This is a genomic window from Novosphingobium sp. 1529 (assembly GCF_040544855.1).
Taxonomy (GTDB): Bacteria; Pseudomonadota; Alphaproteobacteria; order Sphingomonadales; family Sphingomonadaceae; genus Novosphingobium; species Novosphingobium capsulatum.
Genome location: NZ_JBEPKW010000001.1, coordinates 190,960 through 213,821, shown reverse-complemented (window position 1 = coordinate 213,821; position 22,862 = coordinate 190,960). Strand labels below are relative to the sequence as shown.

The window sequence follows — 22,862 nt, the reverse complement described above, 5'->3', positions numbered from 1 at the left end:
ATGAGGGCGATGGTGAGGCTTTCATGCCATCACCAGCGGTTTCCGACCCCGCGACGTCAGAGCGGCGGTTTTCAATTCAGGTTTCATTCGTTACCACCCAGCCAACGATAACGAAACGGCGGGCATATGAACCCGACCCGCCCGGGAATGCAGGAAGCGAACGCCATGGCGAGCACGATTGATCCCAATGCCCCAGTCACGCCCTCAGCCGGGGCAGGCGGGGGCGGGCCCGATGCCGAGCATCTGGTTTCAGCCCTGGCTGCGCGCCTGGCCGGCGCCCTGCTACCCGGCGACGAGGCGGACTTTACTGGGGAGCGCCTGACCGAGGCGGCTCGCTTCACCCTGGCCACCGCCGCCCTGCGCCAGGGGCCTGATGCCGCCGTGGCGATCGAATCGATGGGCGGGCAGCGCGCACTGCGCATTGCCGTGATCAACGACGACATGCCGTTCCTGGTGGATTCGATCGCGGCGACGATCACCGCGCAGGGCTTGACCATCGAAAAGCTGCTGCACCCCGTGCTGGCGGTGCGGCGCGATCCGCATGGCGCGCTGATCGACCTGCCGAGCGGCGAGGCGATCGGCGAGCTGCGCGAATCGATGATCTACCTGGAAACCGAGCGGGCCGATGCCAAGGCCCGCCGCGAGCTGGCCGCCGCGCTGAGCGCGACGCTGGCCGATGTCCACGCCGCGGTGGCCGATTGGCCGCAGATGCAGGGCCTGATGCAACACGATGCGCGCGGCCTGCCCGATTCCGAAGGCGCCGCGCTGCTGCGCTGGCTGGCCGATGGCATGTTGACCCAGCTGGGCCACGTCACCCGCCACCGCGATGGCACGGTGACCGAGGCGCTGGGCATCTGCCGCGCCACCGATGCGCCGCTGTTGTCCGACGCATCCTATGCCCGTGCCTTTGCCTGGTTCGACAAGATCGGCACGCGCGGCGAAGACGCGGTACGCATCCCGCTGATCGTCAAGGCCAACCGCATTGCCCTGGTGCACCGCCAGGTGCCGCTCGACCTGTTCCTGGTGCCGGTGAGCGAAGGTGGCAGGATCACCGCGCTGTCGGTTCACGCCGGGGTATGGACCAGCTCTGCCCTGGCCGCCACGCCCGATCGCGTGCCGCGCATGCGCAGCCAGCTCGATACGCTGATGAAGAAGCTGGGCTTCGATCCGGCCGGCCACGCCGGCAAGGCGCTGGTCCATGCGCTGACGGCGCTGCCGCACGATCTGCTGATCAGCTTTTCCGATGCCGATCTGGAACGCATCGCCACCACCATGATGGTGCTGGTCGATCGCCCGCGCCCACGCCTGGCGCTGGTGCGCGCGCCGCTGGAGCGGCATCTCTATGCATTCGTCTGGCAGCCGCGTGACAGCCAATCGACGCAAGTGCGTGAACAGGTCGCGCAGATGCTGGAGCAGGCCACCGGCGGCCAGGTGCTCGACTGGAGCCTGCAGGTGGAAGGGAGCACCCTGGCGCTGACCCGCTTTGCCATCGACATGCGCGGCGAGGAAGACACCCTTGCCGACGACGGCGAAGGGATCGACGAAGCAGCGCTCGACGCCGCATTCCAGACCCTGGTGCGCGGCTGGGAAGCGGCGGTGGAAGCCGAACTGGCCAAGACCGAGGAACCGACCCGCGCCGCCGCGATCGCCTCGCGCTATGCCACGGCGTTCCCGGTGGGCTATCGCGCCGGCTATGGCGCGGCAGAGGCCGCCGGCGATATCCGCGTGCTACGCGCGCTGACCGCTGACGACGCGCCACGTCGCGCCGTGCGGTTGCACCGGCTGAGCGGCGAATCGGCCCTGCGGCTCAAGCTCTATCAGCGCGAAGGCGCGATCGTGCTGTCCGATGCCGTGCCGGTGCTGGAAAACTTCGGCTTTCGCGCGCTGGAAGAAGTGCCCACCGCGCTCGACCATGGCAAGCTGGGCTTCATCCACGATTTCCTGGTTGCCCACCCCGCCGATACCACGCCCGAGGCGCTGCTGGCGCGCGCGACGGCGATCGAGGAATCGCTGGCCGCCGTGCTCAACGGCGTGGCCGAGGACGATGCGTTCAATCGCCTGATCGTGGCCGTGGGCCTGACCGCGACCGAGGCCAACTGGCTGCGCGCCTGGTATCGCTATCTGCGTCAGGCCGGCATGACCTTTGGCATCGCCACCGTGGTCGATGCGCTCAAGAACGCGCCTGACGTGACGCGCGGCCTCATCGGCTTCTTCCGCGCCCGCCATGATCCCGCCTTTGCCGGTGACCGCAAGCACGGCGGCGAAGCTGCGGCCGAGCAGATCCGCACTGGCCTGGGCCAGGTCGCCGCGATCAACGACGACCGCCTGCTGCGCAGCTTCCGCGCGCTGGTCGAGGCGATCCTGCGCACCAACGCCTTTGCCCCGGCAGCGGCCGAGGCCGTGGCTTTCAAGATCGATTCGGCGCTGGTGCCCGGCCTGCCCAAGCCGGTGCCGTGGCGCGAAATCTTTGTCTATTCGCCGCGGGTGGAAGGCATTCACCTGCGCGCCGGGCCAGTGGCGCGCGGTGGCCTGCGCTGGTCTGACCGCCGCGATGATTTCCGCACCGAAATCCTCGGCCTGATGAAGGCGCAGCGCGTGAAGAACGCGGTGATCGTGCCGACCGGGGCCAAAGGCGGCTTTTATCCCAAGCAGTTGCCCGATCCCGTGCGCGAGCGCGAAGCCTGGCTGGCCGAGGGCAAGACGAGCTATCAGGTGTTCATCCGCACGCTGCTGTCGATCACCGACAACATCGTCGATGGCGCCGTGGTCCATCCCGAAGGCGTGCTGATCCGCGACGGCGAAGACCCCTATTTCGTGGTCGCCGCAGACAAGGGCACGGCGACGTTTTCCGACGTGGCCAATGCGATCGCGGCCGAGCGCAACTTCTGGCTGGACGACGCCTTCGCCAGCGGCGGTTCCAAGGGCTATGACCACAAGGCGATGGGCATTACCGCCAAGGGTGCCTGGCTGTCGGTTCAGCGCCACTTCCTGGAACTGGGCGTCGATGTGCAGACCGACCCGGTGCGCGTGGTGGGCGTGGGCGACATGTCGGGCGACGTGTTCGGCAACGGCATGCTCTTGTCCAAGTCGCTCAAGATCGTGGCGGCGTTCGATCATCGCCACGTGTTCCTCGATCCCGATCCCAATCCGGCCAAGAGCTGGGAAGAGCGCGCGCGCATGTTCGCGCTGCCCCGGTCCAGCTGGGACGATTATGACAAGAGTCTGATCTCGGAAGGCGGCGGCGTGTTTCCGCGCAGCCTCAAGGCGATCCCGCTCAGCCCGCAGGTCCAGACGATCCTGGGCGTGGCGGTGGATGAACTCGATCCCGACACGCTGATCGCGCTGATCCTCCAGGCGCCGGTGGACCTGCTGTGGTTTGGCGGCATCGGCACCTATCTCAAGGCATCGAGCGAGGCCAACGTCAACGTCGGCGATCCGGCCAACGATGCCTATCGCATTTCGGCCAACGAAGTGCGCGCGCGCGTGATCGGCGAAGGCGCCAACCTGGGCATGACCCAGGCCGCGCGCATCGAATATGCCCTGCATGGTGGCCGCGTGAACACCGACTTCATCGACAATTCGGCCGGCGTCGATTGTTCGGACAACGAGGTCAACATCAAGATCGCGCTGGCCAGTGCCAAGCGCGCCGGCCGCCTGGACGAGGATGGCCGCGTCGCCCTGCTTTCCAGCATGACCGACGCGGTGGCGCACCTGGTGCTGGAGGACAACCGCCTGCAGGCGCTGGGCCTGTCCATCGCCGAGCGGGGCGGCACGCAGGCCGTGCCGGCGCTGACCCGGCTGATCGACGTGCTGGAGGAAAGCGGCGACCTTGATCGCAAGACCGAAGGGCTGGCGCCGTCCGATGACTATGCCCGCCGCGCGGCGGCCGGCATGGGTCTGACCCGGCCCGAACTGGCCGTGCTGGTCTCGTCGACCAAGCTGGTCTTGCAGCGCGCGCTGGAAGAAAGCCCGGTGGTAGATGATCCGGTGCTGGAAGAAGAACTGCTCGGCGCCTTCCCCGCCGCGATGCGCGAGACCTTCGAGACCGATATCGTGCACCACCGCCTGCGCCGCGAAATCATCGCGACCAAGCTGGCCAACCGCATCGTCAATCGGCTTGGCCCGGTGCACCCGTTCGAGCTGGCCGAAGAAGAAGGGATGACCCTGGCCCAGGTGGCGGCCGCATTCGTGGCGGCAGAGCGCCTGCTCGGCCTGGCGGAAACCTGGGCCCTGCTCGATACCGCGCCGATGGGCGAGGCGCTGCGCCTGTCGCTGTTCGAACGCACAGCGCAGGCCCTGCGTGGCCACATCGCCGATGTGCTGCGCTCGTGCCATGGCACGCTCAAGCCCGACGCCTTGATCGAGGATCTGTGTGGCGGGGTGGGCCGGCTTTCGCATACCACGGCCGAGCTGCTGCGCGGCGAAGCGCAGGCGCAGGCGCGGCGGCTAGGCCAGGAACTGACCGATGCGGGCACGCCGCAGGACGTGGCCGAACGCGTGGTGCATCTGTTCGATCTGGATGGCGCCATCGGCCTGGCGCATCTGGCCGACGAGCTGGATGTGGATGCCGTGGTGCTGACCGGCGCCTTTGCCGATCTGGGGGCCAACCTCGGGATCGACTGGGCCCAGCAGACGGCCGCGCGGATGAACCCGTCCGATCCGTGGGAGCGCCTGCTGGTGGCTGGCCTTGCCCGCGATTTCCAGCAGATGCGCATGGAATTCCTGCGCCGCATGGGCGGCAGCAATCCCGACGCCAGCGCGCATCAGTGGCTCAAGGCCAAGGCCGATCCGGTGCGCCAGCTGCGCAGCCTGATCGCCCGCGCCCAGGCAACCGCAGCGGTAACCCCGGCCATGCTGGCCCAGATCGCCAGCCAGGCGCGCAGCCTGCTGCTGCGTTGAATGACGTAAATTAATGGTGCGGCGCGCTTGACGCGCCGCACCATTTGTCCACAACCCTCCTCCCCACGCGAGAGGAGGACTTCATGGGTACATTCGAGGCCGGTTTTGCAGATGTGGTGATCGTCGGCGCAGGCCATGGCGGCGCGCAGGCGGCCATTGCCCTGCGGCAGAACGGCTTTGAGGGATCGATCCTGGTGATCGGTCGCGAGCCCGAATTGCCCTATGAACGCCCGCCGCTGTCCAAGGAATACCTGGCCCGCGACAAGACGTTCGAGCGGATCATGATCCGCCCTGGCGCTTTTTGGCAGGACAAGGGCGTGGAAATGGCGCTGGGCCACGAAGTGGTCGCAGTCGATCCCGAGGCGCGCAGCCTGCGCACCGCCGATGGCGCCACGCTCAGCTATGGCAACCTGATCTGGGCCACCGGCGGCGACGCGCGGCGCCTGTCCTGCGCCGGGCACGATCTGGCCGGCGTGCACGGCGTGCGCACCCGCGCCGATGCCGATCGCCTGATGGCCGAGCTCGACGCCGGGGCCAAGCGTGCGGTGGTGATCGGCGGCGGCTATATCGGGCTGGAAGCAGCCGCGGTGCTGACCAAGCTGGGCTGCCATGTCACCCTGCTGGAAGCCTTGCCCCGCGTGCTGGCGCGCGTGGCCGGAGAGGCGCTGTCCACCTTTTACCAGGACGAGCACCGCGCCCATGGCGTTGACCTGCGCACCGAAGTGGCGGTCGATTGCCTGGAAGGCGATGGCACCAAGGTGACCAGCGTGCGCCTGGCCGATGGCCATGTGCTGCCGGCCGATCTGGTGATCGTGGGTATCGGCATCATTCCCCAGGTTGGCCCGCTGCTGGCCGCTGGCGCCGCCGGTGGCAACGGGGTGGACGTGGACGAATATTGCCGCACGTCGCTGCCGCATATCTATGCGATCGGCGATTGCGCCGCCCATGCCAACGATTTTGCCGATGGCGCGGTGATCCGCCTGGAATCGGTGCAGAATGCCAACGACCAGGCGACCACGGCCGCCAAGGCGATCTGTGGCACGCTGGTGCCGTACAAGGCCACGCCGTGGTTCTGGTCCAACCAGTATGACTTGCGCCTGCAGACCGTGGGCCTGTCGACCGGCCATGATCTCGCCGTGCTGCGCGGCGATCCGGCCACGCGCAGCTTTTCGGTGGTCTATCTCAAGCAGGGCAAGGTGATCGCGCTCGATTGCGTGAACATGGTCAAGGACTATGTCCAGGGCAAGAAACTGGTGGAAGCGCGTTCGCCGATCGCGGCAGAGCGCCTGGCCGATGCCAGCGTGCCGCTCAAGGACATGCTATAAGAACGTCATTCACACGAAGCCACGAAGGCACAAAGAGAAACTGTGGTTTCCTTGGTGGCTTCGTGGCTTTGGGTAAAAGATTTTACGGTCAGGCCAGCCCGGTCAGCGCCTTGAGATCGGCTTCGGGGCGGGCGCCATAGTGCGAGATGATCTCGGCTGCGCAGACCGCGCCCAGGCGCAGGCTTTCAGCGAGCGGCAGCCCGCGCACGTGGCCATAGAGGAACCCGGCGGCAAACAGATCGCCAGCGCCTGTGGTATCGACCACCTTGTCGATCGGCTGGGCCGAAACATGGGCTTCCTCGCCGGCGTGGCAGGCATGGGCGCCCTGCGCCCCGCGCGTGACGACCAGCGTGGGCACCTTGCCGCTGAGCGCGGCCATGCCATCGTGAAAGTCGTCATGCCCGGTCAGCGCGGCCAGTTCGTGCTCGTTGGCGAACAGGATATCGATCATGCCATCGGCGATCAGGGCGCGGAAATCATCGCCATGGCGCGAGATAACAAAGGCATCGGACAGGGTGAAGGCCACCTGCGTACCCGCAGCGCGCGCGGCGGCAATCGCCTTGCGCATGGCGGCGCGGGGCTCTTCCGGGTCCCACAGATAGCCTTCGAGATAGAGCACGCCCGATGCAGCGATGACGCCTTCATCCAGCGCGGCCGCCGGCAGGAACTGCGAGGCGCCCAGGAACGTGTTCATCGTGCGCTGGCCATCGGGCGTCACGAAAATCAGGCACTGCGCCGTGGGCGGATCACCCGCGCGTGCAGCCGTATCGAAGGCAATCTTGCCAGCGCGGATATCGTGGGCAAAGACCCGGCCGAACTGGTCATCGGCAACCTGGCCGATGAATGCGCACGACGCGCCGAGCGCGGCGAGGCCGGCCAGCGTATTGGCAGCCGAACCGCCAGAGATTTCGCGCGCCGGGCCCATCGCGGCATAGAGCGCGGCAGCGCGTTCGGCGTCGACCAGCGTCATCCCGCCCTTGGCCAGGCCCAGTTCGGCAATCGCATCGTCGGTGGCAGGGGCCATGACGTCGACGATGGCATTGCCGATGGCAATGACGTCAAAACGGCGCGCTACGGCGGGTTGGGCGGCGGAAGTGTCGGCCATGGTCTCTTTCGCAACGAATGGGGAAGGCAATAACCCTGCCGCCTACCCGCAGCGTCGGCCGGCCGCAAGGCTGCATGCGTTGGCTTGCATCCGCGCCCGCGCCGCGCCATCACCGCGCCATGTTACGCCCTGTTCCGGTCGCCGCCCTGCCCAGCCCTTTCGCGAACGCTTCCGCCCGCCCTGCGTGGCGGGCATGGATGGCCGCCGCCATCGGCGCGGCGCTGTTGGCCGGGTGTAGCGGCGCCGTGCCGAGCAGCAAGGGTCCCGGGCGCTTGCCCGCGCCAGGCCGCACGCCGGGCGGCCGGCCGTCCACGCATCTGCCCGCGCCGCAGCCGCGCCCTGCCCCCACCATCCAGATCGCCCCGGGGTTGCAGGGCGTGATCGGCAGCGATGCAGAAGGCCTGGTGCGCCAGTTCGGCCAGCCCCGGCTGGACATCAAGGAAGAAGACGCGCGCAAACTGCAATGGAGCGGAACCGCGTGCATCCTCGACGCTTATCTCTACCCGCCACAGGGCGGTGGTCGGCCCATTGCCACTTATGTCGATGCGCGGCGGGGCGATGGGCGCGAGGTGGACCGCGCCGCCTGCGTCGCGGCCCTGCGCCAGCGCCCCTGAGCCGCGGGGCTCTACCGGCCGCGGCATCGTGCCGGGCCGGTATGCCGCGCGATCAGGTCAGACCTGCCACCACTTGCGGCGGGCCACGGCCACGGTGCCGGTGGGATGGCCATCGACATCGGTAATGGTTTCCACGCGCGTGGCTGGCGTTTCCGCCACGGGCATTTCAGACAGCGCCTCGGCCCGGCCTTCCGCCCGCGCCGCGCGCATTTCCGCGTCACGTGCAGCGCTCTCGCGATCACGACGGTTCCGCAGCCCGTCATAGCTCCACGCCACCTGGCGGTGGGCGAACAGCGCCAGCAGGCCGCCGGCAATCGCCAGGTTCTTGAGCGCTTCGACCACCTGCGTATGATCGAGCAGGTTGTGGTGGAAGAACAGTATGGTCAGCAGGGTAAAGCCGGCCAGCAGCACGGCAAAGATCCGCGTGGCCACGCCAAACATCAGCGCCAACCCGCCGATCAGCTCGAACAGCCCGACGGGCAGCGCCAGATCGGGCGTCAGGCCGACACCGGCGAGCGCCACTTGCGTGCCGCTGACGTCAAACAGCTTTCCCATGCCAGATATAATGAAAAGAAGCGACAGCAGGATTCGCCCTGCCAAGGCCGCGATGGTGTTCATGGGCGTACCTTTCCATGCCAGTGTCCACCCCCGTCCTCCGATGAGGTTACGGGGCAACAATGGTGGCAAGGCCGGTTAGGTTCCTTGGCCCGCTCAACAGGGCACACCATCACCCCCCAACGGCAGGGCTGATTGCGGGCGCGAATCGCTGCTGACCAGCCATGGGGCAAAGGCCGACACACCGGGGCGCGCGGCCTGTTCCAGCGTGACCTCGTCCAGCACCGCCAGGAATGCCTCCAGTGCGCGGGCGAGGGCGCCGCTCAGCGCGCAATCCCCATTCATGCGGCAATTTGCGCAATCGACCAGGCGCAGGCCCTTTTCCAGCGCGCGCACGACCTGGCCAACGCGCAGCGCTGCCGGCGGCTGGGCCAGGCACAGCCCGCCGTTGCGGCCCCGCACGCTGATGGCAAAGCCTTCGTGGACCAGCGCCTGCGCCACCTTGGCGACGTGATGGTAGGACAGCCCCTGTTCTGCGGCAAAGCCGGGCAGTGCCAGCGGCGCATCCGGGCGCCGCGCCATGGCGATCAGCAGGCGCAGGCCATAGTCGGTGTGCTGGGTCAATTGCATCGGCCCAGCCTGCGGCAAAGCGCTTGCACGAATCAAGTAAAACAAATACCGGTATTTTGAATACCACATTAGGAGAACGTCGATGCGAACCGCTTCCGCCCAAGCCATCGCCACGGTCAAGGCTACTGCCCCGGCGCTGGAAAAGCATGGGCTCGCCATCACCACCGCCATGTACAAGCGCTTGTTCGAAAACGCGGAAGTGGCGGCGATGTTTGATCGTGCGGCGCAGGACAGCGGCGAACAGCCACGCCGGCTGGCGGCCGCGATCCTGGCCTATGCGCGCAATATCGACAAACTCGGCGCGCTCACCGGTCCGGTACAGCGCATGGTGGCGCGCCACGTGGAAACCGGCGTGAAGGCGGAACACTATCCGCTGGTGGCAGAGGCGCTGCTGCCGGCGATTCGCGATGTGCTGGGCGCCGAGGTGGCGACCGATGCCGTGCTGGCCGCCTGGGGCGAAGCCTATTGGATGCTAGCCGACATTCTCATCGCCGCCGAAGCGGAAGCCTATGCCACGGCATGAGGCGCGCTGAACTGCCGCGCCATTACAGGCGCGGCAGAGTTACCCCGCGCTGGCCCATGTATTTGCCGGCGCGATCGGCATAGCTGACCTCGCACGGCTCGTTGCCCTGCAGGAACAGGAACTGGCACGCCCCCTCGTTGGCATAGATGCGCGCGGGCAGCGGCGTGGTGTTGGAAAACTCCAGCGTCACGTGTCCTTCCCAGCCGGGTTCGAGCGGGGTGACATTCACGATGATGCCACAGCGGGCATAGGTGGACTTGCCGAGGCAGATCACCAGCACATCGCGCGGCACGCGGAAATATTCGACGGTCCGCGCCAGCGCGAACGAGTTGGGCGGGATCACGCAGACATCGGTCTTGCGATCGACGAACGAGTTGGCGGCAAAATCCTTGGGATCGACCACGGCCGAATCGACATTGGTGAAGATCTTGAATTCATCGGCCACGCGCGCGTCATAGCCATAGGATGACAGGCCATAGCTGATGCAGCCATCGCGGCGCTGATTTTCCACGAAAGGCTCGATCATGCCCTCGGTCAGCGCCTTGTTGCGAATCCACTTGTCGGAAAGAATGGACAAGGCCGGTCCTTTGCGTGTGCAGCCAGAAAAAAGCTCAACCCAGGTAGGCCGGGCCGAACGCGCGCGGTAGCAGGAATGACAGGCGTTCTTCAACCACGACCCCGTCGCCCCCGGCACTGAGCACCAGCGGGTCGGTGCCGCCGAGCGCAGCCTGTTCATACAACACCTGGCGGCAGCGGCCGCATGGGGTGATCGGCTCGCCATCCACCCCCTCGGGCCCGCCGGCCACGGCCACGGCAACCAGCCCGCCGCGCTGACCGGCATGCCCACCGGCGGCGGTGGCCGTGGCACTGGCCACGGTCTCGGCGCAGAGCGACAGGCCATAGCTGGCGTTTTCGACGTTGCAGCCGGTCACCACGCTGCCATCGCCGAACAGCAGCGCAGCGCCCACGGTGAAATGCGAATAGGGCGCATAGGCGGTTTCGCGCGCGGCGCGGGCAGCGGCGATCAGCGCGGTGCGGGTGGCGTCATCAGGCATCATCTTCAAATCCATCAGGGTTGCACCACCACCCAGCGCAGCGGGCCAGGCGCGGCCTTGCCGTGGTAGCGATCGGTGGCGGTCCACATCACGAAAGGCCGGCCGGCATAGCCAGGCTCGATATAGTCCTGGCGCACCCAGATGTTGCGATCGATCACCGCGGCCAGGTGATAGCGGCTTTCGATCCCGCGCGAGAGCATCAGGATCGCCGGCTTGCCAGCATGCATTTCCACCTGGTTGAGGAACGTCGTCAACTCGCTTTGCAGCGCGGCTTCGGTTGGCGGGGTGGGGCAGCTGCGCTGGTTGATATCGAGCGCGACCGCCGGGGGCAGCAGCGCATCCTCGCGCGGGACCATGGTGACGAAATTGGCCGCCTGCGCATCGCCCGGCGCGCACAGATCATAGACATGCACCGCGCCCACCTGCAGCCCGGCGGTGCGCGCCTGGTCGAGGCTGTCGGTAAAGGCATCGTCGCGCCGCTGCGGGCCTTCGCTGGCCGTCAGATAGACGAAATCGGCGCCATCGCCCTTGAGGAGGCGCCAATCGATCGGGGCATCATGCACATCGGCCCAGGCGCCCTGCACCGGAAAATGCTGCCGATCAGGCCGCCACACACGCGATTGCCACCACAGCAGGCCCGCGCCCACCAGCACGGCCAGCAGCAATGCCGCCAGCGCGCGCCGCAACGCCGAATTCCTGCGCTTTGCCATGAAAGAGATTCGCCCAAGCCCTGGTGTGAAAGCGCGGCCCATAGGGCATGGGCAGGATGACGTCAAAATTGACGGCGTCCGGACTCGCGCAGATTTCCACCACCCCCAAACCCCCTCCTCTAAAGAGGATGGGGCTTTTGATCCTCCCTCCGCTCGCGGGGGGAGGTGGCGGCCGCAGGCCGTCGGAGGGGGGCCATGCCCCTGCGTACCTACCCCCGGATATGCAGCACGCAGATCAGGGTGAACAGGCGGCGCGCCGTGGCGAAATCGGTTTCCACCTTGCCGTCGAGCCGTTCGAGCAGCATTTCGGCCGCTTCGTTGTGGACCCCGCGCCGGGCCATGTCGATCGTTTCGATCTCTTGCGCGGTGGCGCGGCGGATCGCCTGGTAATAGCTGTCGCAGATCGCGAAGTATTCGCGGATCGGGCGGCGGAACCGCCCCAGGCCCAGCACGATGCTTTCCAGCAGGCTGCCGCTCTCGTCGGCAATGTCGAGCGTGAGGCGGCCATCGAGCACCGAGAGGCGCAGGCGATAGGGGCCTTCATGACCGGCGGCGCAGGAGCGCAAGGGGCGGAACGTGTTTTCCTCGATCAGGTCGAAGATCGCCACGCGGCGCTCCTGCTCCACATCGGCGTTGCGCCAGACGATCGTCGTTTCGTCCAGCTCGATATGCGAGATGCGCGGGTCCGCCATAAGATCTCGAGTGTTGCAACATGGCGGGCCGCGCAGCAAGCGCCTTGCCGGGCGCAGAGCATGCTACCTTGGTGGAAGAGGGGGCCAAACCGTCCACAGCCTGTGGAAAACGCCTGCGCGGATCGCGCACGTCGCCGCCTTGCCACACCCTTGAGACTGGTTCATTTTGACAGGCATGTCCGCCAGCGAAGCCATTCTCGCGCGTCCGGCCAGTGAGGTCCGTGCGCTTCCCGCCAATGTCGAGGCAGAGGCCGCCTTTCTGGGCGCCGTGCTGATCGACAACCGCATCATGGAAGAAATGACCGTGCCGCTGCGGCCCGATCACTTCTTTGCCCCGGTGCACGGGCGCGTGTTCGAGCGGATCCTGGCGCTGATCGATCGCAAGGCCGTGGTCACCCCGGTCACGCTCAAGCCCTATTTCGAAAGCGACGAGGAACTCAAGGAACTGGGCGGCACCGCCTACCTTGCCCGCCTCACCGCCGATGGCCAGGGCCTGCTGGCACCGCGCGAGCTGGCGCAACAGATCTATGACCTGGCGCTGCTGCGCGAATTGATCAGCGTGGGCCGCAACCTGGTCGAAGGCGCGATGGACACCAGCGAGACGGTCGAGCCGTTGAAGCAGGTGGAGCAGGCCGAAGCCGCGCTGTTTTCCGTGGCCGAAGGCGCGCAGACCGGCAACGAGGCGCAGACCTTTGGCCAGGCCACCCGCGCCAGCCTGGAAATGATCGAGAAGGCGCTGCTGTCGGGCGGCCACATCTCGGGCACGACCACCGGCCTTACCTCGGTCAACGAAAAGATCGGCGGCCTGCACGATTCCGACCTTATCATCCTGGCCGGCCGCCCCGGCATGGGCAAGACCTCGCTGGTCACCAATATCGCGTTCAACTGCGCCGACCGGCTGCGCGATGACATGGCGCGCGGCATACCGGCCAAGGATTCGGTCGGTGCGGCGGTCGCTTTCTTCAGTCTGGAAATGAGCGCGGACCAGCTCGCCACGCGTATTCTGGCCGAACAATCGGGCATCAGTTCCGAATCGCTGCGCATGGGCCGGATCAGCCGCGAGGATTTCCAGCAGCTTTCGTTCGCCAGCCAGCGCCTGGCTGAACTGCCGCTGTTCATCGACGATACCCCCGGCCTTTCGATCGGCGCCTTGCGCACCCGCGCCCGCCGGCTTAAGCGCCGGCACGATATCGGCCTGATCGTGGTGGACTATCTTCAGTTGCTGTCCGGCTCGGGCAAATCCGACAACCGCGTCAACGAAATCTCGGAAATCTCGCGCGGGCTCAAGACTCTGGCCAAGGAACTGGCGGTTCCGGTGATCGCGCTGTCGCAGCTGTCGCGTGCGGTGGAACAGCGTGACGACAAGCGGCCGATGCTGTCGGACCTGCGCGAATCGGGCTCGATCGAGCAGGACGCCGACATGGTCTGGTTCGTGTTCCGCGAAGACTATTACGTTGCCTCGCGCGAGCCCAAGCGCCCGGTCGAAAGCGATGACGCCAAGACCCACGAAGCCCATGCCGCGTGGATGGCAGAGATGGAGCGCGTGTTCGGCCTGGCCGAGCTGATCGTGGCCAAGCAGCGCCATGGCTCCACCGGCAAGGTGCGCCTGCGTTTCGAGGCGCGGATCACCCGATTCAGCGATCTGGCGCCCGACCAGATGATGCACGACATGGACGATTGATGCCCTTGGCGGGCCGCGCAATTTGCCCGCCGCCGCCCTTTCAACCGGCCACCGGTTTTACAGTTGCGACGAAACGCAGCGCGCATGCGCCGGGCGGCGTCGAATCAGGGAACCACCCGCCTTTGCGCCAGAGTCACAATGGCTTATCGTGGCGCAACGAAATAATAAGGCGGGTTGGGTTAATCCCTCATAATGGTCGGGCTTCCATCAAAGCGTAAATTGCGCATCCTGGCTGCTGCACTGGCAGCCTTTCCGGCCCTGGCGGCCACATCGCCTGCGGTGCAAAGCCGCCCGCCGGCCGCGGTGCAAAGCGCGCGTGACCTTGCCATTCAGCAACGCGTCGCCTCCATTGCTGCTGCCGCGCGCGGCCGCGTGGGCGTTGCCGCGATGGACCTGGACGGCGGCGGGCAAGTGCTGATCAACGGCGACATGCCCTTTCCCATGGCGAGCACGGCCAAAGTGGCCGTGTCCGCCACGTTCCTGCAGATGGTGGAGCAGGGCCGGTTCCGGCTGGACCAGCCCCTGCCGATGATGATGCCGGTGCCCGAGGCGGCCGGACGCCGCAATCTCGTGGCGATGGTTCGCCCCGGCCCGGTCTATACCGCACAGACCCTGATCGAAAAATCCATCACGCGCAGCGACAACCACGCCACCGATGGCCTGATCGCCGCGGTGGGTGGCATCGGCGCGGTCAACCGCTTCCTGACGCAGACCGGCATTTCCGGCCAGCACCTCGATCACACCATGGCCACGCTGGTGCGTGACGATGGGCGAATCAACCCGGCCCGTGCCATCGACACCGGCACGTCGAGCACGCCGCGGGCGATGATCGCGCTGCTTTCGGCGATCGACCGTGGCGGTGCGCTCGGCCCGCAGGCCCGCGCCGTGCTGCTCGATACGATGACCCGCACCAGCACCGGCCGCAACCGCATCCGCGCCGGCTTGCCCGAGGGCGTGCTGCTGGCCCACAAGACCGGCACGCTGGCCGGGGTGACCGATGACGTGGGCATCGTGCGCATGCCCGATGGCCGCCACCTGGCCATGGCGATCTTCGTGGCCGGGCCGGAAAACCACACGGCCCAGGCCGGGATGATCGCGCGCATTGCCAGTGCGCTCTATACCGGATTCCTCCAGCCGTCGGACGGACCTAACCTGACGGGCGAAGTTTCGCGCCGGCGGTAACGCCGCGTTACGCTAGCGCCCTTCGACAGGGTCAGGGCGGACGGGACCGTTGATAGTCCAGGACGAGCGCCGTTCGGGCTGAGCTTGTCGAAGCCCGTTAGCGCAAGGCCCAGCACCACCCCCAAACCCCCTCCTCTAAAGAAGAGGGGGCTTTTTGCGTTCTGCTCCTCCTCTTCCGAGGGGAGCGGGGGTGGTGATGGACGCCACTGACATCGCTGCGCCGCACAAGCCGTTTTATCGCGATTCGCGCCGCACACGCGAAAAAGGGCGCGACCACGAAGGTCACGCCCTTTTCTATCTGTAACCTGCCCTTGCGGGCGGGGATTACATCTTCGCGGCAGCGCTCGCGTCAGCGGCGGCTTCCGAAGCCGAAGCGCTGGCGTCAGCAGCAGCAGCCGAAGCGTCGGCCGAAGCGTCAGCAGCTTCGCTGGCAGCTTCAGTGGCGGTGTCAGCCGGCTTTTCCGAGCAGCCGGCGAGGGCGAAGGCGGTGCCGGCGACGGCGGCGAGGATGAGCTTGCGCATGCGTTACAATCCCTGGATTGAAGTGAACCGCGCCGGGCAAAGCCCGCCGCAAAGCCTACTCCCACGGTAGACTTCGACGTCCCAATTAATCGGCAATTCATCGGCTTGCAAGCACAAGACGACAGCATTGCGACGGGCCGTCGCTATCGCCCTTAGCGGCAAGGGTTTTTTGCGCGAGCGCTGCTGCGCCAAAGCGCCCTGTCAAAGCGATGAGCCGTTAAATCCGCGTCATTCCCTTACGCAACTGCACACATTCATAAGGGTGCAACCGCAAACGGCGCGGCCTGTTCCAGATTCAGCACCAGACCTGTGCGAATATGATCCAACATACTGCCTGCATGGGCGGATTTGCCTGACCCGCGCGTGATCGGCCATGCCGGGCAACGCCCGGCCCCACGCCCGGCGTTGTGGAATTTGTCCACCCCGCCTAGGACACTGGCCATGGATTCCCGCAACCACCTCTATCTCGTCGATGGCTCGGCCTATATTTTTCGGGCCTATCACCGCCTACCGCCGCTGACCAACCCGCAAGGCGTGCCGGTGGGCGCGGTCTATGGCTATACCACCATGCTGTGGCGCCTGGCCGAAGACCTGCACAAGGCCGATGGCCCCACCCACCTGGCGGTGATCCTCGACAAAAGCTCGATCACGTTCCGCAACGCCCTGTACGATCAGTACAAGGCCAACCGGCCGCCGCCGCCTGAAGACCTCAAGCCGCAGTTCCCGCTGATCCGCGATGCGACGCGCGCGTTCAGCCTGGCCTGCATCGAGGAAGAAGGCCTGGAGGCGGACGACCTGATCGCCAGCTATGCCCGCGCCGCCACGGCCCAGGGCTGGGACGTGACGATCGTGTCGTCCGACAAGGACCTGATGCAGCTGGTGGGCAAATGCGCCCAGGGCGGCACGGGCTGCGTCGACATGCTCGACACGATGAAGAACCAGCGCATCGGCATTCCCGAAGTGGTGGAAAAGTTTGGCGTTCCGCCCGAACTGGTGGGCGATGTGCTGGCGCTGATGGGCGATGCGGTGGACAACGTACCCGGCATTCGCGGCATCGGCCCCAAGACCGCGACCAAGCTGATCGTGGAACACGGCGGCCTGGAAGGCGCGCTCGCCGCCGCGCCGACGATGAAGGCGGGCAAGCTGCGCGACAGCCTGATCGAGCAGGCCGACATGGCGCGCCTGTCGCGCCAGCTGGTGGCGCTCAAGGAAGACTGCCCGCTGCCCGTGCCGCTGGAAGACTTTGCCTTGGGCCCCATCCCGCCCGATCCGCTGGCAGCCTTCCTGACCACCCATGGTTTCACCAGCCTGCTGCGCAAGCTGGGCACCCCCGCGCCTGCCGTTGCGGCCGCGGCGGCGGGCGATTCGCCGGCAGCGGGCACGGCTGCCACGCCCGCCCCGGCCGAATCGACGCGCCAGCCGCTGCCGACCTGGCCGGCGATCGACCGCGACGCCTATCCTTGCGTGCAGACGCTGGAAGCTTTGCAGGAATGGATCGACCGCGCCTTTGCCGCGCGGCTGGCGGCGATCGATACCGAAACCTCTGCGCTCGATTCGATGCGCGCCGATCTGGTCGGCGTAAGCCTGGCGGTGGGCGCGGGCCAGGCCTGCTATATCCCGCTGGGCCATCGCGGCACCGACATGTTCAGCGAGGTGCCCAGGCAGATCCCGCGCGAGGCGGCGCTGGCCGCGCTCAAGCCGCTGCTCGAAAGCGCGGCGGTGATCAAGGTGGGCCAGAACATCAAGTATGACCTGACCGTGCTGGCCCGGCACGGCATTGCCGTGGCGCCGATCGACGATACCATGGTGATGAGCTTCTGCCTCGATGCCGGGCGCAGCGAAACCGGCTTGGCCGGCCATGGCATGGATGAACTGGCCGGGCGCCATCTCCAGCACACCACCATGCTGTTCAAGGACGTGTGCGGCAGCGGCAAGAAGCAGATCTCGTTTGCCGAAGTGCCGCTGCCCGACGCCACGCGCTATGCCGCCGAGGATGCCGACGTGACCTGGCGGCTGCACCAGCTGTTTGCCCCGCGCCTGGCCGACGAGTGCGGCACGCGAATCTATCAGCGGGTCGATCGTCCGCTGGTGCCGGTGGTGGCGCAGATGGAGCGCCACGGCATTCGCGTCGATCGCGAGCAGCTGGCCAACCTGTCCACCCGCTTTGCCGCCGAGATCGCGCGGCTGGAAGGCGTGATCCATGAAAAGGCCGGCGGCCCGTTCACCATCGGCAGCCCCAAGCAGCTGGGCGACGTGTTGTTCGACAAGCTGGGCTACAAGGGCGGCAAGAAGGGCAAGAGCGGGCAGTATTCCACCGACCAGTCGGTGCTGGAAACGCTGGCCGGCCAGGGCGCGGAAGTGGCCACGCTGGTGCTGGAATGGCGCCAGCTATCCAAGCTCAAAAGCACCTACACCGATGCCCTGCAGGCCGCGATCAACCCCGATACCGGCCGCGTCCACACCAGCTATAGCCTGGTCGGCGCGCAGACCGGGCGGCTTTCGTCCAACGATCCCAACCTGCAGAACATTCCGATCCGCACCGAGATCGGGCGCGAGATTCGCGAGGCCTTCGTGGCCGAACCCGGCCACGTACTGCTAAGCGCCGACTATTCGCAGATCGAGCTGCGCCTGGCCGCGCATATCGCTGACGTTGCGCCGTTGCGCGAAGCGTTCGAGCAGGGCGAGGACATCCACGCCCGCACCGCGCGCGAGCTGTTCGGCGAGGTGAACCGCGACACTCGCGGCCGTGCCAAGACGATCAACTTCGCCATCCTCTATGGCATCAGCCGCTGGGGCCTGGCCACGCGGCTGGGCACCACGGCCGACGAAGCCCAGGCGATGATCGACCGCTATTTCGAGCGGTTCCCCGGCATCCAGCGCTATATCCACGAAACCCTAGAAAGCGTGCGCGCCAACGGCTTTTCCGAAACGCTGTTTGGCCGCAAGACCTGGTTCCCGCGCATCAATTCGGGCACCCAGGCCGAGCGCCAGGGCAGCGAGCGTGCCGCGATCAATGCGCCGATCCAGGGCACCAGCGCCGATATCATCAAGCGCGCCATGGCCCGCATGCTGCCCGCGCTGGCAGAAGCCGGGCTGCCGCGCGTGAAGATGCTGCTGCAGGTGCACGACGAACTGGTGTTCGAACTGCCCGAGGAAGACGTGGCCGCCGCGAGCGAGGTGATTCGCGCCGTGATGGCGGGGGCGGCGGCGCCATCGGTGCAATTGACCGTGCCGCTGGGCGTGGAAATCGGCACCGGGCGGAGCTGGGGCGCGGCGCACTAAACGCGCAACACGCCCTCCCCCAGCCCCTCCCGCAGGCGGGAGGGGAGCTAACCCTTCTCCCCCTCCCGGACGCAGGAGGGGATCATCCTGCTTCTCCCCCTCCCGCTTGCGGGAGGGGGTCGGGGGGAGGGCATGTGACACCAACAACTGCCACCGATTTGGCAGCACCCCCCACCCGCCCCCTTGTGACCCCGCGCCGCCATCGGCCACCGTGCCGGCATGGTTTCGCTTGTCTCGACCGTGGCCTATCTCGGCCTGGAAGCCCGCGCGGTGGAAGTGCAGTGCCAGGTGGCGCCGGGGCTGCCCTCGTTCCGTGTGGTCGGCCTGCCCGACAAGGCCGTGGGCGAGAGCCGCGAACGCGTGCATTCCGCGCTGGCGGCGCTGGGCCTGAGCCTGCCGCCCAAGCGCATCACCATCAACCTGTCGCCGGCCGACCTGCCCAAGGAAGGATCGCATTACGACCTGCCGATCGCGCTGGCCCTGCTGGCAGCGATGGGCGTGGTCGATCGCGAGACGATTGCCGATTACGTGGCAGTGGGCGAACTGGCGCTGGATGGGCGGATCATCCCCAGCCCTGGCGTACTCCTGGCCGCGCTACATGCCAGCGGCGCCGAAAAGGGCCTGATCTGCCCCGCCGCGCAAGGCACCGAGGCGCGCTGGGCCAGCGGCATCGACGTGATTGCCGCGCCCGATCTGATCGCGCTGCTCAACCACCTGAAAGGCACGCAACGCCTGGCCCCACCCGAGGTGGGCGAGGCGCTGCCGCCGGTGCGGCTGGCCGATCTCAAGCAGGTGAAGGGCCAGGAAACCGCCAAGCGCGCCCTGGAAATCGCCGCTGCCGGTGGGCACAACCTGCTGCTGATCGGCCCGCCCGGCGCTGGCAAATCGTTGATGGCCTCGTGCCTGCCCGGCATCCTGCCCGAACTCACGCCTAGCGAGGCACTCGAAACCTCGCTGGTCGCCTCGGTGGCCGGCACCCTGGAAGAGGGGCGGATCAGCCGCGCACGGCCGTTTCGCAGTCCCCATCATTCCGCCTCGATGGCGGCGCTGACCGGTGGCGGCTTGCGCGTGCGGCCGGGCGAGGTCAGCCTGGCGCACTTGGGCGTGCTGTTCCTGGACGAACTGCCCGAGTTCCAGCGCGCGGTGCTCGATTCGCTGCGCCAGCCGCTGGAAACCGGGGAAGTGACAGTGGCGCGCGCCAATGCCCACGTGACGTTCCCGGCGCGGGTGCAGTTGATCGCGGCAATGAACCCCTGCCGCTGCGGCCACTTGGGTGATCCGGCGCTGGGCTGCAGCCGCGCGCCCAAATGCGCCGCCGATTACCAGTCAAAGGTATCCGGTCCGCTGCTCGACCGCATCGACCTGCATGTAGAAGTCGATCCGGTATCGGCGGCGGATCTGGCCCTGCCGCCACCGGCCGAAGGATCGGCGCAAGTGGCTGCGCGGGTGGGCGCCGCGCGGGCACGCCAGACCGCGCGGCTGGAAGGCAGCGGCCGGCGCAACAATGCCGAGCTGGACGGCGACCTGCTCGACCGCTTTGCCACGCCGGACGAGGCCGGGCGCCAGCTGCTGTTCAAGGCGGCCGAGGCGATGCGCCTTTCCGCGCGCGGCTATACCCGCATCCTGCGCGTGGCGCGCACCATTGCCGATCTGGCCGGTGCCGAAGGCGTTGGCCGGGTGCATGTGGCCGAGGCGCTCAGCTATCGCCGGACAGCGCCCCGGGCCTGACCCCCTACCGTCCGGCCATGGCCTTGGCCTTGGCCAGATAGGTCCGGCCGATGCGCAGCATGGTGCCATCGGCCAGTTCGGCCGACCACACGCCCAGGCCATCGTGACGCAGCCCCAGGATGCGGTTGCGCCGTACGATGGTGGAGCGGTGCAGGCGAATGAAGTGCGCCGGGTCGAGCCGGTCTTCCAGCCGCTGGATGGTGTGCAGCATGAGATAGCTGCGCTGGCCCACGTGCAGCCGCACATAGTCGCGCTCGGCATCGATGCGATCGATATCGCCGGCGGCCACGCGCACCAGTTCGCTGCGGTGGGGCACCCAGAATTCCTCGATCCACTGCGCGGCCGAGGCCGTGGCATCGTCATGAGCAGGGGCAGCCGCAGGCACGGTGGGCGCCGGGGCAAGGGCCGGATCGGCCAAGGCAGCCTGGCGCGACAGGGCACGCTCCACCGCGCGTTCCAGCCGCTCTTGCGCCACGGGCTTGAGCACATAGTCGACCGCCTCGCAATCGAACGCCTCGACCGCGAAGTGATCGTGCGCAGTCACGAAGATCACCATCGGCTTGGGATTCTGCCGCACGAGGGCGCGCGCCACGCTCAGGCCGTCGAGTTCGGGCATCGTCATGTCGAGCAGCACGAGCGCCGGCGAAAGCGCCTCTACCAGCCGCAGGGCGGCCGCCCCATCGGCGGCGGTGCCCACGATCTGCAACGCGGGAATGCGCGCACACAGGATCTGCATGCGTTCGATGGCCAGGGGTTCGTCGTCCACGATCAGGGTGCGCATGGGGGCCTCAAGCAAGGTTGGATACGATGGGCAGAGTCAGCACGGTGGCATAGCCGCCGGCCGGCAAAGGCGCGCTTTCCACCCGCGCCTGGGCGCCAAAGCGCGCGGCCAGGCGGCTGCGCACGTTGGCAAGGCCAATGCCGGTGCCGCCCGTGGGCAGGCTGGCATGATCGGCGCCAGGGCCATCATCGGCCACGGTCAGCACCAGCAGCCCGGCCGAAATGCGCGCGCGGATGCTGATCGTCACCGGCCGGGTGGTGGCCGACACGGCATACTTGATCGAATTTTCCACCAGCGGTTGCAGGATCATGCCCGGCACGCAGGCCTCGCTCACATCCTCGGGCACATCGAATTCCACGCGCAGCCGATCGGGAAAGCGCACGCCTTCGATCGCCAGGTAGTGCCGCTGCAGCGCGATCTCGTCGGCCAGGGTGACATCGGCGGTGGGATCGCCGGCCAGGCTGTGGCGATAGAAGCTGGAAATCGTCTGGATCATCCGCTCGGCTTCTTCGGTGCGGCCGACCATGACCAGCGCCGAGAGCGAATTCAAGGTGTTGAACAGGAAGTGCGGATTGACCTGATAGCGCAAGGAGCGCAGTTCCGCCGCCTTGGCCGCGCGGCGATATTCGCCTTCGCGCCATTCGGCGGCGCGGCGCTGTTCGGCATTGCCCAGCGCCAGATAGAGCGCTGCCCAGGCGATCAGCAGAAAATAGCGGCCCAGCGCGATATCGGTCAGTTCCTGCCAGCCCTCGTCCTTGTTGATGTCCTGGTTGATCTCCTGCGCCGTGGTGGCCGGCGTGGCTGGTTCACGCGTGATGATATGCACGCCTGGCGCGGTGATTTCGGTGGTGCCATCGGCATGATGGCGCACGCTGACGTTATCGCGTTTCGGTGCCGCCTTGGGTGCTCGCGGTGCAGGGGGCTCTGGCGGCACATCGCCGGCAGCAGGCGGCGCGGGCGGTTCGGGTGGCTCGGGCGGGATCGCCGGCGCTGACGGCGCGGGTGGGGCAATATCGATCAGCATGTTGCCGCCGGTATTGCGCTGCGAGGCTTCCTTGCGCGTGGCGGCATCCTGGCCGGCATCCTGCTTTTGCGCCTCCTGGTCCCAGCGGGCCTCGACCGGGGCAAACGCCTGCTGGTTGATCAGCGCCAGCAACAGGGCTGCCGGCAACATGATCACCAGCGCCAGCGCCACGCGCCAGCCCAGCCGGCGATGATCCCAGCGGCGCAGCAGCGGCCAGGCCAGCACGGTCACGGCAATCCCGGCCATGGTCACCAGCGCGCGGCGCCACAGCAGCTCGATCCAGATCGACAGATCGGTATCGGGTGGCCCGACCAGGGCCCAGCGGATCGAGACCAGCACGAAATAGCACAGCCACAGCGCCGCCGCCGACAGGACCACCTGCCGTGCGGTGACGTGGCCCATGCCGGGCGGGGTATCGTCGAATGATGAAGGCGGATCAGTCCGCGCGTGAGAGGCCATGCCCCTTGCTAGGCTAGGCACCGGCGACGCGCCAGTGCGGCGGTCGAGCCAAATGTGTGGTTAATCGACAAAGATGTTTCGCCCGGTTTCCACCA

General features: G+C 67.2%; 18 protein-coding genes. 8 read left to right on the top strand and 10 right to left on the bottom strand.

Features of this window, described 5'->3' with window-relative positions; genetic code table 11:
* Positions 1-165: 165 nt before the first annotated feature.
* Both ABIC78_RS00955 and ABIC78_RS00950 read left to right on the top strand, forming a co-directional pair.
* Positions 166-4,899 (top strand): NAD-glutamate dehydrogenase domain-containing protein, encoded by a 4,734-nt coding sequence (locus tag ABIC78_RS00955; protein WP_354487308.1) that lies wholly within the window; start codon positions 166-168, stop codon positions 4,897-4,899.
* Between the two features lie 83 nt (positions 4,900-4,982).
* A complete protein-coding gene (locus ABIC78_RS00950; RefSeq protein WP_354487306.1) occupies positions 4,983-6,224 on the top strand; it encodes an NAD(P)/FAD-dependent oxidoreductase in 1,242 nt (413 codons plus the stop codon).
* A gap of 88 nt (positions 6,225-6,312) precedes the next feature.
* Here the strand turns inward: ABIC78_RS00950 and ABIC78_RS00945 are convergent, their stop codons facing one another.
* Positions 6,313-7,329 (bottom strand): adenosine kinase, encoded by a 1,017-nt coding sequence (locus ABIC78_RS00945; RefSeq protein WP_022674531.1) that lies wholly within the window; start codon positions 7,327-7,329, stop codon positions 6,313-6,315.
* Positions 7,330-7,526: 197 nt separating this feature from the next.
* Here ABIC78_RS00945 and ABIC78_RS00940 point away from each other — a divergent pair, with 197 nt between their 5' ends.
* Positions 7,527-7,943, top strand: a complete 417-nt coding sequence (locus ABIC78_RS00940; protein WP_062783348.1) for a hypothetical protein — start codon at positions 7,527-7,529, stop codon at positions 7,941-7,943.
* Positions 7,944-8,000: 57 nt separating this feature from the next.
* Here ABIC78_RS00940 and ABIC78_RS00935 read toward each other — a convergent pair whose 3' ends face one another.
* Complete coding sequence (locus tag ABIC78_RS00935; RefSeq protein ID WP_354487304.1) at positions 8,001-8,561, bottom strand: DoxX family protein; 561 nt, start codon at positions 8,559-8,561, stop codon at positions 8,001-8,003.
* A gap of 93 nt (positions 8,562-8,654) precedes the next feature.
* Positions 8,655-9,128: an Rrf2 family transcriptional regulator gene (locus ABIC78_RS00930; protein WP_354487302.1), complete on the bottom strand. Its 474-nt coding sequence runs from the start codon at positions 9,126-9,128 to the stop codon at positions 8,655-8,657.
* Positions 9,129-9,210: 82 nt separating this feature from the next.
* On the opposite strand from ABIC78_RS00930, the gene ABIC78_RS00925 reads away from it, so the two are divergent.
* Positions 9,211-9,651 (top strand): globin domain-containing protein, encoded by a 441-nt coding sequence (locus ABIC78_RS00925; protein WP_054131704.1) that lies wholly within the window; start codon positions 9,211-9,213, stop codon positions 9,649-9,651.
* Positions 9,652-9,673: 22 nt separating this feature from the next.
* On the opposite strand, the gene dcd is transcribed toward ABIC78_RS00925, so the two are convergent.
* From dcd to ABIC78_RS00905, 4 genes are all read right to left on the bottom strand, one after another.
* Positions 9,674-10,228, bottom strand: a complete 555-nt coding sequence (gene dcd / locus ABIC78_RS00920) for a dCTP deaminase (RefSeq protein ID WP_022677659.1) — start codon at positions 10,226-10,228, stop codon at positions 9,674-9,676.
* A 34-nt stretch (positions 10,229-10,262) separates the two neighbouring features.
* Entirely contained in the window at positions 10,263-10,709 is a 447-nt protein-coding gene (locus ABIC78_RS00915) for a cytidine deaminase (protein ID WP_054131852.1), read from the bottom strand.
* Positions 10,710-10,720: 11 nt separating this feature from the next.
* The gene (locus ABIC78_RS00910; protein ID WP_054131703.1) at positions 10,721-11,416 is read right to left on the bottom strand and encodes a glycoside hydrolase family 25 protein; all 696 of its coding nucleotides are present in this window, start codon (positions 11,414-11,416) and stop codon (positions 10,721-10,723) included.
* Between the two features lie 209 nt (positions 11,417-11,625).
* Positions 11,626-12,108, bottom strand: coding sequence for a UPF0262 family protein (locus ABIC78_RS00905; protein WP_022677662.1), 483 nt, complete (start codon positions 12,106-12,108; stop codon positions 11,626-11,628).
* A 175-nt stretch (positions 12,109-12,283) separates the two neighbouring features.
* On the opposite strand from ABIC78_RS00905, the gene ABIC78_RS00900 reads away from it, so the two are divergent.
* The gene (locus ABIC78_RS00900) at positions 12,284-13,789 is read left to right on the top strand and encodes a replicative DNA helicase (protein WP_054131702.1); all 1,506 of its coding nucleotides are present in this window, start codon (positions 12,284-12,286) and stop codon (positions 13,787-13,789) included.
* Between the two features lie 219 nt (positions 13,790-14,008).
* Positions 14,009-14,971 (top strand): class A beta-lactamase, encoded by a 963-nt coding sequence (locus ABIC78_RS00895; protein WP_022677664.1) that lies wholly within the window; start codon positions 14,009-14,011, stop codon positions 14,969-14,971.
* A gap of 324 nt (positions 14,972-15,295) precedes the next feature.
* Here ABIC78_RS00895 and ABIC78_RS00890 read toward each other — a convergent pair whose 3' ends face one another.
* Positions 15,296-15,493, bottom strand: coding sequence for a hypothetical protein (locus ABIC78_RS00890; RefSeq protein WP_022677666.1), 198 nt, complete (start codon positions 15,491-15,493; stop codon positions 15,296-15,298).
* 441 nt (positions 15,494-15,934) lie between these two features.
* Between ABIC78_RS00890 and polA the strand changes: the two genes are divergently transcribed.
* Both polA and ABIC78_RS00880 read left to right on the top strand, forming a co-directional pair.
* Positions 15,935-18,775 (top strand): DNA polymerase I, encoded by a 2,841-nt coding sequence (gene polA / locus ABIC78_RS00885; RefSeq protein WP_354487299.1) that lies wholly within the window; start codon positions 15,935-15,937, stop codon positions 18,773-18,775.
* A 219-nt stretch (positions 18,776-18,994) separates the two neighbouring features.
* Entirely contained in the window at positions 18,995-20,503 is a 1,509-nt protein-coding gene (locus ABIC78_RS00880) for a YifB family Mg chelatase-like AAA ATPase (RefSeq protein ID WP_169041519.1), read from the top strand.
* A gap of 4 nt (positions 20,504-20,507) precedes the next feature.
* On the opposite strand, the gene ABIC78_RS00875 is transcribed toward ABIC78_RS00880, so the two are convergent.
* Positions 20,508-21,284 (bottom strand): LytR/AlgR family response regulator transcription factor, encoded by a 777-nt coding sequence (locus tag ABIC78_RS00875; RefSeq protein ID WP_054131699.1) that lies wholly within the window; start codon positions 21,282-21,284, stop codon positions 20,508-20,510.
* A gap of 7 nt (positions 21,285-21,291) precedes the next feature.
* A complete protein-coding gene (locus ABIC78_RS00870) occupies positions 21,292-22,767 on the bottom strand; it encodes a sensor histidine kinase (protein ID WP_354487296.1) in 1,476 nt (491 codons plus the stop codon).
* Between the last annotated feature and the right edge of the window lie 95 nt (positions 22,768-22,862).